This window comes from Sporosarcina luteola (assembly GCF_023715535.1).
GTDB classification, from domain to species: Bacteria; Bacillota; Bacilli; order Bacillales_A; family Planococcaceae; genus Sporosarcina; species Sporosarcina luteola_B.
The window spans coordinates 564,772-579,334 of record NZ_JAMBOI010000002.1 but is presented as its reverse complement, the minus strand read 5'-3'; the positions used below and the strand labels follow the sequence as shown (position 1 = coordinate 579,334).

Here is a 14,563-nt window from a genome sequence, read left to right as displayed (position 1 = left end):
ATAACTTATTGAAAACATTTTTAATCTAGCAGTAAATCAGAGAGGATAAAGCAGGGAAAAATGGATTGGGAAACCCAACCAACTGTATATAAGTACGGCATTCTTGCCTTTCTAAAAAAAAATTTAGTTGGGTAAAACCCCTATAAATCAAGCGTTAGAATGCTAATCTGGTACTATACCCAATTAATACCTCTATCATTTTATAAAAATATGATTAATAATGTTAGTCGAGGGTATACATATATGGGATGCAATGCTCTCAAAAGTATTAGAAACATCTCAGAGGAGGAAATATATTTATGGGTAACAACCAACCAAAAAAATATCGTAATTTCATGATCGGTGCAGCTTCAGCAGCATTGGTCGCAACAGCAGTCGCACCAGTGGCTAGCGCGGCAGATTTTTCCGACGTGAAAGGGAATACGCATGAACCAGCTATCAAAGCATTGGTAGAAGCAGGAGTCATCAACGGCTATCCCGACGGTACATTCCAACCAAATAAAACATTGACTCGTTCTGATGTTGTAAAAATGATGGGTAAATGGCTAGTATCACTAGACTATAAAGTTCCAGCAGATTACAAGACAAACCCACGTTTCAAAGATCTTACATCTAAATCGAATGACGAACTCCTTAAATACGCTGCACTAGTAAAAGACCATGGCGTATTTAACGGTTATGCGGATGGCACACTTGGCGCAGGACTGGACATCACACGTGAAAACATGGCGATCGTTCTTGTCAGAGCTTATGACGCTATTCATAAAACAGATCTAGTAACTCTAGTAAAAGAAACAGAATTCAACAAAGATGTAACGGACCTTGCGAAAGCAAAAGCAGAAGCTCGTCCATACATCGATGTACTAGACTACTTCGATATCACGAACCCGGTTGCACCGCAATTCAACCCTAAAAACACAACAACACGCGGTCAATTCGCTTCATTCCTCTACAAAACTTCTAACGTAAACGTAGAAGATGTAGAAGACACAGAAGCACCAAAACTAGTTTACACTGGCGAAAAAACTCTTAACGTTGAATACGGTAAAGAATTTACAGCTCCAGTTGTAACTGCTACTGACAACGTTGACGAAGAAATCGAAGTCACTTCAGTTATCACTAACGAAGCTGGCGAAAGACTAACTGCTATCGACACTAAAGTTCCTGGAACTTACAAAGTGACGTACAGCGCAGTTGACGCAGCTGGTAATAGTGCTGAGGATGTTGTTGTTACTGTTGTAGTTGCAAAACCAGCTACTCCAGCAGTTGAAGCAGTAACTGCATTGAATGCTACACAAGTTCAAGTGAAATTCAATACAGAAGTCGATAAAACTGAAGCTCAAAAAGTTGAGAATTACAAAATCAATTCTACTACACCAGATACTGCTGTTTTGGCTTCAGACAACAAGACTGTACTATTAACATTCACGCAAGCATCTGCAGTACAAGTGGATAATGGAGTTATCACAGTTGAACCTATTTCAACGCTTGCTGATAAAAAAGTTAAAACAACTAAATTGGCACAAGTATTTTCATATAAAGATGAGGTTGCTCCACTAATTGATTCTGTTGAAGCAATTACTAGCGGCAATACTGCATCTACAGTGACAATTAAAGCTTCTGAACCACTAAAAGCTACAATTGGTCTTGTAAAAGTGAATGGTCAATACGTAACCGCTAACTTCAATAACACGGATACAGCAGTAGTTTCCGGATTGGCACTTGAGGTAGGCAAGACTCATACCGTTGAATTAATCAATATTGAAGATTTGGCGGGTAACAAAACGGTAACTACTTCTAAGGATTTCACTGTGAATGTTGATGCTGAAGCTCCTGCTGTCAGCCTATCTGCTAAAAGTGAAAAAGAGATTCTCGTTACATTCAGCAAGAAAATGGATGCAAAGTCAGTAGTAGATTCCTTAGTAAATGGTTCAGTTAAAAATGAAGCATTAGCTGATGTTACAACAGGCAAGGTTTCAATTGTAGAAGGTAGTAACAATACTCAATTTGTTATTCCAGTAAACGAAACTATTTTTGGTAGCAATGCTAGCAGGACATTTACAGTAGTAATTCCAGAAACTATTAAAGATTCGCTTGGGAATAAGATTACAGCTTCGACACCAAAAGTTACTCTTGTAAAAGATACTGTCAAGCCAGTAGCAACTGGTTACAAAGTTGTGAAAGATGACAAAGGCTTGGTATCTGCAATTGAGGTAAATTTCAATGAGGGTCTCAAAGCGGCAGGAGAGGGATCTATCTCAGCACCTTCCATTGTTAGCGAAAATGGTGTATTGGCTAACGATCTATTAGGCGGATTTACATCTCAAAAAGTTGAAGCTGGTGATACAAAGGTTGTTTTCAAAGCGAAAACACCTGCAGTAGTTACTGGAAAATACAACTTTACAATTGCTCAGGGCAGTGCATTCGATTTGGCTGAGACAGCAAACAGCTCCGATGCTATTACTTATACTATCGACTTCGGTCAAGTGGAAGTTAAACCGACATTTGACGTTGCATCAGCTGAAGGAAAAGACAACGTTATTACAGTTACATTTAATGAGCAAGTTAAAGGTGGCGCGGTTGCAAACTCTGCAACTGATGTGAATAATTACACATTAGGTGGAAAACCACTTCCTGCTAATACAACTATTACATTAGACTCCGCACAAAAAGTCGCCACAATTACATTGCCAGTGGATTCAGTAAAAGAAGCTGATAAAGCAGCTGTTTTCACAGTAGCTAATATCGCTTCAACAGATGGCAAAACATTGAACACTTATAAAGGCACTGTAGAAATTATAGACAATACTGCGCCAGTTTTACAAAGTGCTAGAGTCATTAACAATAAAACTATTGAATTGACATATAGCGAAGCTGTTACGGTTTCAACAGAGGATGTATTTGATGCATTTGAAGTTATTGAAGGAACTACAGCAAAAACACTTGCTGCTGGCGAATTGAAGGCTAATTCTGTTTCTGGATTTGATAATAAAGTAACTATTACACTTGTAAAAAAATCTGGAGAAGTTGAAGAGACGTTCGATATTTCTAAAGTATTGACTGTTAAGACGAATAAATCAACAAATATTGTCGATAAAGCTGTGAAACCTAATGCTCAAAAAGCGGGTATTTCTGTTACTGTAGCAAAATAAAAAATGATTTTACTGGAACCCCTTGGCCCACGCCAAGGGGTTTTCCTGTATACTAACCATCAAAGCGAAAGGACTGATTCCAATCAAAATAGGTCTAATCGGTAAAGGAAACCTAGGTACATACCTTCTCAAAACAATAAACAAAGAACAACTCCTACCAAACGCCAAGATCACCGCAATTTTGGATGAACGAGAGAAAGCTAGAAATGAGCTGCCTTCATTAGCCGCGGAATACGGATGCAAAGCATTCCATGACATCCACTCATTCCTGCAATCCGACATCGATATCGTAGTCGAATGTTCCACCATTGAATCAGCCAAAAAATATGCGCTCGAAACGGTTAAACAGAAAGATCTACTGTTAATCAGCATCGGAGCTTTCGCTGACCCTTCCTTTGGCAATCTAGTAGAGCAGGTAGCTAAATCTAGTGGACGCCGAATCTACTTGCCGTCCGGTGCGATTGGCGGCTTGGATTTAATAAAGGCTGCCAAATTAGATGGACTATTGGATTCCGTCACTCTGACGACCCGAAAGCCTGCCCATTCGTTAACAGCTGACCGAATTACTGCGGAGCAAACGTTGTTTGAAGGCCCTGCCCGTGACGCGATTCAACAATTCCCTAAAAATGCGAATGTCGCAATCGTGTTGTCGTTGGCGGGCATTGGTGTCGAGAAGACACGTGTACGAATTATTGCCGATCCGAATGTAACGCAAAACATTCACCATATCCATGCAAGTGGGGCTTTCGGCGAGTTCGATATGACAATTAAAAATAACCCGTCTCCGGACAATCCGAAGACGAGCCATATTACGGGAGCGAGTATTTTAGCCGCGCTTGCGGACATTGATAGTGCAGTAGTAGTGGGTTCATAGTGGCTTACTACCCCTGCACTCTTTCCTTTGCGGGATTGCAATTTGGGTCGGGAGTACCTGCCGACTCTGCGAGTTTCATTAAATAATAGCATTCCTCGCGCGCCATATGGTCTGCCATGAGAGGAGTAAGAACGCCTAGCGTCTCTTTTTTCAGACCCATCTCTTCAAGTTCACCTAAAAACGTTTTAAAAATCGCCATTTCCAAGTACACGTCGTTATGGAATTTATCAAGGGCAGGGAATTTCGCAACATTTGTCCGTAAAAACCCTGTCATTTCAATGGCCTTCAAATAAAATGCTTCCCAATCCTTCATGAACTTCCTGCTTTTCTTCTTTAATTGTTTTTCCACGCGGTCCAAATTCGCGTCAATCGCTCCGGCATGACCGGCTGCATCAAGCAACCATAGCAAATCATGGTGTAGCGGGTGAACGGTAGGAGGGGACTCGCCTTTTTCCAAATAAGAAAAAATACGAATCGCTTCTTCAACTTCGTTAACCATATGATTGACGAAAGGAGGGGGCAATGTAATTTTAATGTTGCCGACCAATTGTTCCTTAATAATGGCCAATTTCAATTCCCGTATCGCTTCACTTTCCGTTTTTGAAAGGCTTACTAACGACAACAATTCATCCTCACTCAACGTTTGCTTCGAGCGGTCCAATAGTTTATCGAACCGTTCTATGAAAGCTGCGGCAGTGTCAATCCAATCAGTTTGCCCTGGGGCTAGTGAATCGTGAATAAAGCGGCTATGGTCCCCTAAAATTTGAAGCCAAAACTGTAATTCATTCGATGCCTGTTGCTGAAAAGAATTATCCAAAACTTCACCTCCTGGTATACTACTTACCATTCTATGAAGGAAAAATTATTATAGAATGCCATGATTACAATTATCCAGGGTATTCCACTTTATCGCCAACTATGGTTAAATAGTAATAGGTTCTGATTTTCCGAATTATAGAGAAGAGTCAGTTTGTTGAGTTGGAGGGGGATAAAATGGTGAAACAGGTGGTTGAACTAGTAACGGACGATCATGTCGTGAAGGCTCTTGAGAAGAATCTTGCGATTATCCGATATGATTTGGACCATAAAATTGCGTACGTGAACGATATTTTTGCAAATGCAATGGGGTATTCGAAAGATGAAATGATCGGTGTCCGCCATGACGATCTTTGTTTTGATGAGTATGTGAGGAGTGCTGCGTATGCCAAGTTCTGGCGGGAGTTGCTGCGTGGCATCAGTCAACATGGGAAAATTGAAATGAAGGATAAGAGTGGCGATAAAGTATGGCTTGAAGCAACGTATATGCCGGTATTCAGCCACGACGGCAGGAGGGTCATCAGCATCTCCAAAGTTGCATCTAATATTACGAAACGGCAAACTTCCATCACGTCTGTTGTCGAAGAGCTGAGACAGATGGCGGAAGGACTGACAGAACGAGCAGATATCGGGATGGAGCGGAGCAAGGAGTTATTAGTGATCATCGAAGATATCGCAGCGCTCTCCCATGATAATACGAAAACACTTGGAAATTTGCAGTTGCATGCCGAAAGCATCCAACACATTGTAAAGACGATTCGGGAAATTGCAGCTCAAACGAATTTGCTCGCTTTGAATGCGGCAATTGAAGCAGCGCGGGCGGGGGAGCATGGAAGAGGCTTCGATGTCGTTGCGAAAGAGGTTCGTAAATTGTCCGCTAATGTGGAGAAATCGATTGTAGAAGTCCGTGAAGGTGTGGAAGCGATCACGACGGAAATCAAGAACATTTCCAAGGGGACGGCTTTGGCACAGGAAAACGTGGACCGTTGTCAGCAGCGGATTGAAGTTGCGATGGACGATTTCCTGGCGATTGCTTCGTCTGCGGCTGAATTGGACAATCAGTCGAGGAAAGTCTCGAGTATCGTGTGAGGCAAAAATAACAGGTGAGGGAGAATCACTCCTTCACCTGTTATTTCGTTTATTCACATAAGGGCTCATTTAACGCTGAAAGGGCTCATTCTTTTCGCTCCAAGGTCCATTCTTTCGAACAACTTCGTATCAAAGATTCCCAGCGCCAAATGTATCTCCCTCTTTCAAATTGCCCGCCTCAAATCCTCGATAAAACCAGTTCTTCCGCTGTTCGGAAGTTCCGTGTGTGAAGCTTTCCGGCACTACATAGCCGCGGGCACGTTTCTGGATCGTATCATCCCCGACTGCACTTGCCGCGTTCAGAGCTTCCTCCAGATCACCTTTCTCGAGGACGCCCATTCCTTGTGCATGGTGCGCCCAGACACCTGCGAGATAATCCGCTTGTAGTTCCAACCGTACGGAGTATTTATTGTACTCTTCCTCGCTGACTTGACTGCGTATTCTCGCCATTTCGTCGGTGATGCCCAACAGCTTTTGGACGTGATGCCCGACTTCATGTGCCACAACATAGGCCATCGCGAAATCACCGGGTGCTTTGAACTGTGTCTGTAGGTCGTCATAAAAACTCAGATCGATATACAATTTCTCGTCAGCCGGACAATAGAATGGTCCGACAGCTGCGCCGGCCATTCCGCATGCCGACTGGACACTTCCTGAATAGAGCACAAGAATCGGTTCACGATAAACCATCCCTTCCTTCTCAAATACCTCTGTCCACACATCTTCCGTATCCGCCAAAACGACTGAAACGAATTCAGCCAGTTCCTTATCCTGTTCTGTTTCAACATATTCGGTATTCGAAGGGGATGTCGTCATGTTGTTAAGGATATCACCAGGGTCGCCGCCTAGGAACATGACGATGAGCAACATAACAATGCCGCCGATACCGCCGCCGACGAGCGTTTTTCCTCCCATCCCTCTCCGGTCTTCCACATTTCTGCTGCCTCTTCTACCTTTCCATTCCATTTAAATTGCCTCCTTGAAAAACGTCGATGAAAATGCAAGTGGTTACCATATGCTTTACCCCATTTCATTGACTTATAGGCCGACATAAAAAAGATATCGAAAGCCTTTCGGGATCCGATATCCTTACGTTATTTGGAGAACATGATCTCTTTGCTGTCATATCCTTTGAATTTCACTTCCAACCGTATCATTTTATACTCTTTGAATCCGAAAGCTTCCGCAGCGCTTTTGATTATTTCCGTCTCTTCAGATTCAGGGTCAGGTTGCATTTTTTCGAACGCTTCCATTATTTTTTTCAACGCCTTTTTGCCATGCAAAGCGACTTCTTCTTTTTTATTAGTGTATTCTGCTTCGGATCTTTCCTTTTTTTCACTAAAACTTGCGGTCAGCGCCTCTTGCTCTTCATTCGTATCGATGGTAACAGTAAATGAGGTGATGCCATATGTATCGACGACGTCGCTCGCTTCAGTCTTTGGAACAAGATTTTGATTGCTGCATCCACTCATTACAATGAAACAACATGCCAAAATAATAGAAGTCAATTTCTTCATATCCGATCATTCATCCTTTCGCTTCCACTATTTCTAACATAACCGGCAATCCAGCCAGATATACTATGGTAGGATGGAATGGAACCAATATTGCTATATAGAGAACATAAGTGGAGTGAGACGTATGGAGACAGAAAAACAGATGTCATTGAAAGATTGGATTTTAACGTTGGTACTTGTATGTTTGCCGATTGTCGGGCTTGTCATGCTCATTATATGGGCGACGGATAAGCAAGATCCACGGAATACATTTTCAATAGCATACTTAATTGTTATGGGAAGTATCTTTGCTCTCATCCTATTAATGTATATTTTCATTTTCATTTTTATATTATTCATTGGCATTATGGCTTCCTAACCGGGGGCCTCTTTTTAATTCGCCGGCAGTTTTGAATAAATTGTGTCAAACTATAAAGGAATTCTTTGAAATTCCAAAGAAAAAACCGTAAACCTTTAATTTATTGCAAATGAAATGATATGATGGAAGGGATGAAACTTTGCAGAAATACCTCTGAGGAGCGTATATAGATATGACTAAAGATATTGAAATTACTTATACTGAAAACGGCACGATCATAGATGAAGAAAGATCGAGCACTATAATTGCGGACTTGAAATCGCTTTTTAAAGCGCCTGTTTTGCTTGCCAATGCACTGCCCGTGTTTGTCGGCTTTTGGCTTGCCCTTCATTTCACGGGAGATTCCCTGCTTGCGAACAGCAAATTGTTTTGGCTGACAATTATCGGGAGCACGATATTAATGGGTGGGGCGCTTGTCCTGAACAACTGGTATGACGTAGATATCGACACAGTTATGAAAAGGACTCAAAAACGTCCGACTGTAACGGGAAACATCTCCTTGAAGACCGTGTTGGGAATCGGCTTATCCTTGTCGGCGATAGGAATGGTCATGCTGATGTTTACAACGATGGAGGCGGCGATTTACGCATTCATCGGCTGGTTCACCTACGTGGTTATGTACACGATGTGGACAAAGCGTAAATACACTTTGAATACAGTCATTGGAAGCATTTCGGGCGCAGTGACGCCGATGATCGGATGGGCCGCAATTGCACCATCATGGCATATCGTTCCGATCTTGCTTTTCATCATTTTATTCATCTGGCAAATGCCTCATACATTTGCAATCGCGATGAGGAAGTACAATGAATACAAAGCGGCCAACGTAGCAATGCTTCCGGTCGTTCGCGGGTTCAAAATGACGAAGCGTCAAATGTTTGTATACATTGCCTGCTTGCTTCCGTTGCCGTTTTACCTAGGATCACTTGGAATGGTATTTATCGTGCTAGCTACGATATTGAATGTTGGTTTCTTGATTGTCTCCATACGTGGATTTTTTACGAAAGACGATGATAGATGGGCATATGTTATGTTCATGTACTCCGTCAATTATATTGCGATTTTATTTTTACTAATGGTAGCTGTCACGCTGCCTAGTTTCTAAATAGGAAACTGCTCCGTTTGTCGAAAGTTGACAAACGGGGCAGTTTTTTGTTTTGTCTATTCAGTCTAGATAACCAATTGGAAATATTCAGTTGTGAATGAAAGCGTCATCGTTTATAATCAAGTAAAGTATCAATTAATTCTGCAAATTAATAGAAACTATAGGGGGAGTCATTATGGGGAAATCAGTTAAACGTTTGATGATAGGCATCGCATTAGTGTGCACGTCCATTTTTCTAATCGGATGCGGTGCGGAATCTTCTAAAACGAGCGGATCAGGCGGGGATGATACAAGTGGAAAACGGAAATTGGTCGTCGGAACGGACGCAACGTATGCACCGATGGAGTTTATGGATGAAAAGGGAAATATCGTCGGAATTGATATCGATATTGTAAATGCCATCGCAGAAGCTGCCGGTTTTGAAGTTGAATATAAAAACTACGGCTGGGATCCATTGTTTCCTGCAGTAGATAATGGTGAAGTGGATTTTGCAGTGTCTTCCATTACGATTACTGAGGAGAGAGAAAAGTCCTTTGACTTCTCCGATCCATATTTCGTTGCCAATCAATTGATTCTAGTACCTGAAGATTCGGATGTCGAGTCATTTGATGATTTAGCCGATAAGCGGGTTTCGGTACAAATCAGTACGACTGGTCATAAAGTTGTTCAAGATCTATTAGGGAAAACTAGTTCGAAAATCGTTGCTGCTGAAACAATGCCACTTGCGATCACTGAAATGGTCAATGGCAATGCAGATGCATCAGTTGGCGATAATGCAGTAATCATTGAATATCAAACACAAAACCCGAATGTTAAATTAAAAACGGTTGAAGATGACAGCTTTGAAAAAGAGTATTACGGACTTATGGTAAAAAAAGGAAACCAAGAAATCCTTGATTTATTGAATGATGGAATTGAAAAAATCAAAGCAAATGGGAAGTTGAAAGAAATTACTGACCAAGATGTGGAATAATTGATTGCTTAACGCAACAACTATACCCATCTTGGAGGTGATGAACATGGAGTTTTTAGGTTTACGTATTGATATGTTTGAAAGCATTTGGAGTTACCGGGAGCTTTTTATACGGGGGCTTTGGGTAACTCTCGCCTTGACTGCTGTAGGTTATATAGGAGGATTCCTATTAGGATTGGCTGTAGGCATAGGGAAATTATCGAAACGGAAGTGGATTTACTATCCTGCGAAAATATATGTTGATTTTTTCCGTGGAACTCCATTATTAGTTCAAATACTATTGATCCATACTGCACTAATTCCTAGTATATTTGGGCATTCCTTAGGATTTTTTGTGTCAGGGTCGGTAGCACTTATGCTTAACAGTGCTGCGTATAACGCAGAAATCATCCGTGCTGGAATCCAATCGCTCGACAAAGGGCAGATGGAGGCAGCTCGTTCGCTAGGCATGCCACATAACACTGCTATGAAATTAATCATACTTCCACAAGCGTTCAGAAGGATGATTCCACCGCTCGGCAACGAACTGATTGCTCTGCTGAAAGATTCTTCTCTTGTTACCGTCATTGCAGCGACTGATTTGCTATATGCAGGTAAAGTAGTTGCAGGGGCAAATCTCAGATTTTGGGAGCCCTATTTAACTGTTGCTATACTTTATCTTATTTTGACATTCATCTGTGGAAGACTCATCACATACGTCGAAAACCGGTTCAGCAATAGCTATGTCCCATCCCCAAGAAAAATGAAGCGTTTGGCAGCGGGAGGGAGAACTCGATGATTAAAGTACGGAATTTGCATAAGTCGTTCGGACAATTGGAAGTACTTAGGGGCATTGACTACGACATTAAAGAAAAGGAAGTCATCTGTGTCATTGGACCGAGTGGTTCAGGAAAAAGTACATTTTTGAGGTGCATCAACCTTCTTGAGGAGATTACTGCGGGCGAAGTGTATATAGATGGTGTGAAAATCAATGACCCGGCAACGGATATTAATGATATACGGCGGGAAGTCGGAATGGTCTTCCAGCAATTTAACCTTTTTCCTCATATGCGTGTCATCGATAATATAACGATTTCACCGATTAAGATTCGAAAAATGAGCCAACAAGATGCGGAAGCCTTAGCCCGGCAACTTCTGGAAAAGGTAGGGCTTTCCGATAAAGCAAACGCCTACCCCGAACAATTATCAGGCGGGCAAATGCAACGTGTAGCCATCGCAAGGGCGCTTGCGATGAAGCCGAAGGTTATGTTGTTCGATGAGCCAACTTCTGCACTGGATCCTGAAATGGTGAAGGAAGTTCTGGATGTCATGAAACGGCTTGCCATGGAAGGGATGACGATGGTCGTTGTCACTCATGAAATGGGTTTTGCGAAAGAAATGGGAGATCGGGTGTTGTTCCTAGATCAAGGCTTGCTAGTCGAAGAAGGTACGCCCGATGAAATCTTTTCGAATCCAAAACATGAAAGGACAAGAGCATTCTTTAGTAAAATTTTATAAATTGCAGGCATCTATGGCTCGGTATGTCATAGATGCCTTTTTGCATACAATTAACAGAAGAGAAGGGAGGAGGGAACCAATGATCTATCCGTATATGCATCACCAAGTGAATCGCGCTTCGAGGAAAATTATTGTGATTGGCAATGGGGAAGTTGCAGTTGAACCAGACATAGCCACGGTCCAATTGGAAGTCGTCACGGAGAATGAACAATTAAGTGCAGCGCAACAGGAAAATGCCACTGCTATGAATAACGTCATTCAATCTCTTTTACGCTTAGGTGTTCCTCGAGAAAATATCCAAACAGTTTCATACACGATTTTTCCGAAATACGATTATGTGAATGGCGAACAGGTCTTCAGAGGATATGAAGTTACCAATGCAATCTCCATAAAGATTACTGAGATTCAACAAGTGGGAAGTATTATTGATACAGCAGTGGAAAACGGGGCGAATCGGGTTTCGAACATACAATTCAGTGTGGAGGACACCGAACGCTATAAGCAGGAAGCGATCGTCCGAGCTCTACGGAATGCACAAATGAAAGCCCGGACAATTGCAACCGCTTTGCAATTGCCAGTTGAGCCACAACCGGTAAAAATAGTTGAAGAACAACAGGCCGGACAGCCGGTTCCGTTTCAAACGTTTGCGAAATCCGAACAAACGACTACCCCGATACAGAGCGGACAAATTATTATTAGCTCAACGGTAAGAGTTGAGTTTCAATATTGACGGAAAAGCCGAATCCGGTGAAGGGATTTCGGCTATTCTTTTAAGTTTGCAGGTATTTCTAACATTTTGTTGAATTTACTATATATAACGAAAATTAAGGGGGAGAAGCAAATGGAATACTTGGTAGAACGGGTAGAAGACTTGGATTCATTGGATATTACAGAACTTGTACAAGAAAGTGAAACGGAAGGCTATCGTTTCGTCACCCGCCTTCTGAATGAATTTGAGGATGGTATCAATACTTTCAATAAGCCAGGGGAAGTGTTGTATTGTGTTAAAAACAATGCAGGCTCCGTAGTTGCCATTGGCGGCATCAATCAATCACCTTTTTCACGAGATATCGATGAAGGACGTTTACGAAGATTTTACGTACTTAATGAAGTACGACGGAATGGCGTCGGTACGTTATTGCTGCAATCCATCATTGATCATGCGAAACAACATTTCAAAGAAATTACGGTTCGTACAGATTCAGCGAAGGCTGATGCATTCTATCGTGCGGGCGGTTTTTCATTCGACGACTCCGCTTCTGAAACGACGCATATTTTACGGTTCAGTTAGGAGGTAATCGAATTGCATGAAGATTATATGGAACATGGCAATAAAGAAGGTCCGCTCCTCGTGTTCATTCACGGGGGCGGTGTAGGGGGATGGGTTTGGGATAAGCAAATTGCGTATTTCAGAGAGTACCATTGTTTAGTTCCCACATTGCAAGGACATGGGAGTAGGAGTAAAGAAATCTCCTTTTCTATTCTTGAAAATGCGCTCGAAATAATTCAGTTAATCGAACAGAAGAAAGGTAAGAAAGATGTACATATTATCGGTTTTTCAATAGGGGCTCAAATCTGTTTGGAAATCGTCAGTCTTGCACCAACTCTAATTAGTTCCGCAATGATTAACAGTGCGGTTGTCATTCCAATGAAGTACATGATCCCCTTCCTTGCCCCAACGATAAAAATGACTTTTCCATTGATTAAAAACATGACGTTTGCAAAAGCTCAAGCGAAACAACTGTATTTGGATGGCGAGTATTTCGAGAAATATTATGAAGAAAGCCTGCAAATGAAGTCCTCCACGCTTATTAATATTCTCAAGGAAAATATGTCGTACTCACTTCCTGCCCACTTTTCGAAAAGCACTGCCCGAGTATTAGTAACTGCCGGAGAAAAAGAGAAAGGACTTGTGAAAAAGTCCGTTTGGGAAATCGTTATGGGGAATGAACATTTTGAATATTTATTCGTCCAAGATATTGGGCACGGTTTTCCGGTAGCTAAACCGGAATTGTTCAATCAGATATTGGAAGAATGGATTGTGTGTCAAAAAGTACATAAGTTGTAGTGGAGGGAAAACAGTTGGGGAAATGGAAAGTATTGAACAGCGAATATAAATATAAATCGCCGTTCGGAAATTTGAGGAACGACACTTGTCAAATGCATGACGGAACGGTTATTGAAAATTATTACGTGAATGAGTATGCCGATTGGGTGAACGCAATCGTATTGACGGAAGATGAAGAAATCGTTCTTGTACAGCAATATCGCCATCCTGGAAACGATTTTTATTTAGAAATACCTGCAGGGAAAGTTGAGGAAGGCGAAACGCATGAGGATGCGGTTCGACGTGAAGTACGTGAAGAGACTGGATATGTTTCGGAGCAAGAGCTGATTCCTTTAGGGGAGTTCATGGTCAATCCCGCCACACAGACGAATAAGGTCATAACTTTTTTAATACTGGGCGCAAAACGAACACATGAACAAGAATTGGATGCGACAGAAGTTCTGGAAGTAAAACATTTCCCTTTCGATAGAATGGGAGAAAAGATCCGGGACAAGGAGATCACTCAGTTGTTTACAGTCGCAGCTTACCATTTGGCTAAAGAATTCATTAGAAATGGAAGATATGTAGATTGAATGAGAAACATAATCACGCACTCGTCATTGGTGGAACAGGTATGCTCGCGGGTGTATCCATCTTCTTAGCAAAGGAAGGGTATTCAGTTTCTGTCATTGGTCGAACAGATACAAAGTTTAAACGATTGAAAGCAGATAGTCCTCCTGATTCGATTTTTCCAATCCAAGTTGACTATCACTCAGATGATCTATACACAGAAGTCGAAGAAGCGATTGCCGAACGAGGACCATTTGATTTGATTGTAAGCTGGACACCTAATTACCGAGCGCTTGAACAGATATGCGAAATGAATGATCAAGCGACATCGTTCCGCCTCATTCATGTAAAAGGAAGTCGGCGCTATTTTGAAGATGAGGAAATCCATACCACTACAAATTGCACATATGAAAAAGTGTTCTTAGGCTTTGTTATCGAAGGGGAAACATCCAGATGGCTGACAAATGATGAAATTTCAAACGGTGTCATTCAACAAATAATGAGTATGGGTGATAAAAGAATTGTCGGCCAGCTCATACCCTATAGCGCAAGGCCCAGGTAGAAC

The 14,563-nt window shown here is 41.8% G+C and carries 16 protein-coding genes; 13 read left to right on the top strand and 3 right to left on the bottom strand.

What is annotated here, in order from left to right; genetic code table 11:
- The first annotated feature begins 299 nt into the window (after window positions 1-299).
- Together M3191_RS06410 and nadX are read left to right on the top strand one after the other, a co-directional pair.
- Entirely contained in the window at window positions 300-3,152 is a 2,853-nt protein-coding gene (locus tag M3191_RS06410) for an S-layer homology domain-containing protein (RefSeq protein WP_251699139.1), read from the top strand.
- Between the two features lie 22 nt (window positions 3,153-3,174).
- Window positions 3,175-4,026 carry an aspartate dehydrogenase gene (nadX, locus tag M3191_RS06405; protein ID WP_251699137.1) on the top strand — a complete coding sequence of 284 codons (852 nt, stop codon included), beginning with the start codon at window positions 3,175-3,177 and terminating at the stop codon, window positions 4,024-4,026.
- Window positions 4,027-4,033: 7 nt separating this feature from the next.
- Here the strand turns inward: nadX and M3191_RS06400 are convergent, their stop codons facing one another.
- Window positions 4,034-4,843, bottom strand: coding sequence for a DUF2935 domain-containing protein (locus tag M3191_RS06400; RefSeq protein WP_251699135.1), 810 nt, complete (start codon window positions 4,841-4,843; stop codon window positions 4,034-4,036).
- Window positions 4,844-5,019: 176 nt separating this feature from the next.
- Between M3191_RS06400 and M3191_RS06395 the strand changes: the two genes are divergently transcribed.
- Window positions 5,020-5,931, top strand: a complete 912-nt coding sequence (locus M3191_RS06395) for a methyl-accepting chemotaxis protein (protein ID WP_251699133.1) — start codon at window positions 5,020-5,022, stop codon at window positions 5,929-5,931.
- A gap of 129 nt (window positions 5,932-6,060) precedes the next feature.
- On the opposite strand, the gene ypfJ is transcribed toward M3191_RS06395, so the two are convergent.
- Both ypfJ and M3191_RS06385 read right to left on the bottom strand, forming a co-directional pair.
- Complete coding sequence (ypfJ, locus tag M3191_RS06390) at window positions 6,061-6,897, bottom strand: KPN_02809 family neutral zinc metallopeptidase (RefSeq protein WP_251699131.1); 837 nt, start codon at window positions 6,895-6,897, stop codon at window positions 6,061-6,063.
- A gap of 128 nt (window positions 6,898-7,025) precedes the next feature.
- Window positions 7,026-7,448, bottom strand: a complete 423-nt coding sequence (locus M3191_RS06385) for a YusW family protein (protein ID WP_251699129.1) — start codon at window positions 7,446-7,448, stop codon at window positions 7,026-7,028.
- 124 nt (window positions 7,449-7,572) lie between these two features.
- Here M3191_RS06385 and M3191_RS06380 point away from each other — a divergent pair, with 124 nt between their 5' ends.
- The 10 genes from M3191_RS06380 (at window position 7,573) to M3191_RS06335 (ending at window position 14,560) form a co-directional block, all read left to right on the top strand.
- Window positions 7,573-7,806, top strand: coding sequence for a hypothetical protein (locus M3191_RS06380; RefSeq protein WP_251699127.1), 234 nt, complete (start codon window positions 7,573-7,575; stop codon window positions 7,804-7,806).
- 172 nt (window positions 7,807-7,978) lie between these two features.
- Window positions 7,979-8,911: a heme o synthase gene (gene cyoE / locus M3191_RS06375; protein ID WP_251699124.1), complete on the top strand. Its 933-nt coding sequence runs from the start codon at window positions 7,979-7,981 to the stop codon at window positions 8,909-8,911.
- A gap of 175 nt (window positions 8,912-9,086) precedes the next feature.
- Window positions 9,087-9,884 (top strand): basic amino acid ABC transporter substrate-binding protein, encoded by a 798-nt coding sequence (locus M3191_RS06370; RefSeq protein WP_251699121.1) that lies wholly within the window; start codon window positions 9,087-9,089, stop codon window positions 9,882-9,884.
- A gap of 46 nt (window positions 9,885-9,930) precedes the next feature.
- Window positions 9,931-10,662, top strand: a complete 732-nt coding sequence (locus M3191_RS06365) for an amino acid ABC transporter permease (RefSeq protein WP_251699118.1) — start codon at window positions 9,931-9,933, stop codon at window positions 10,660-10,662.
- Window positions 10,659-11,381: an amino acid ABC transporter ATP-binding protein gene (locus tag M3191_RS06360; protein WP_251699116.1), complete on the top strand. Its 723-nt coding sequence runs from the start codon at window positions 10,659-10,661 to the stop codon at window positions 11,379-11,381. Before M3191_RS06365 ends, M3191_RS06360 begins: the two co-directional genes overlap by 4 nt.
- Before the next feature lie 79 nt (window positions 11,382-11,460).
- Window positions 11,461-12,111 (top strand): SIMPL domain-containing protein, encoded by a 651-nt coding sequence (locus M3191_RS06355; protein WP_251699114.1) that lies wholly within the window; start codon window positions 11,461-11,463, stop codon window positions 12,109-12,111.
- 111 nt (window positions 12,112-12,222) lie between these two features.
- Window positions 12,223-12,672, top strand: a complete 450-nt coding sequence (locus tag M3191_RS06350; protein WP_251699112.1) for a GNAT family N-acetyltransferase — start codon at window positions 12,223-12,225, stop codon at window positions 12,670-12,672.
- A gap of 12 nt (window positions 12,673-12,684) precedes the next feature.
- The gene (locus tag M3191_RS06345; RefSeq protein ID WP_251699110.1) at window positions 12,685-13,449 is read left to right on the top strand and encodes an alpha/beta fold hydrolase; all 765 of its coding nucleotides are present in this window, start codon (window positions 12,685-12,687) and stop codon (window positions 13,447-13,449) included.
- 14 nt (window positions 13,450-13,463) lie between these two features.
- Entirely contained in the window at window positions 13,464-14,021 is a 558-nt protein-coding gene (locus tag M3191_RS06340; protein ID WP_251699108.1) for an NUDIX hydrolase, read from the top strand.
- Window positions 14,018-14,560 carry a short-chain dehydrogenase gene (locus M3191_RS06335; protein ID WP_251699106.1) on the top strand — a complete coding sequence of 181 codons (543 nt, stop codon included), beginning with the start codon at window positions 14,018-14,020 and terminating at the stop codon, window positions 14,558-14,560. The genes M3191_RS06340 and M3191_RS06335 overlap by 4 nt, the downstream gene beginning before the upstream one ends.
- The last annotated feature ends 3 nt before the right edge of the window (window positions 14,561-14,563 follow it).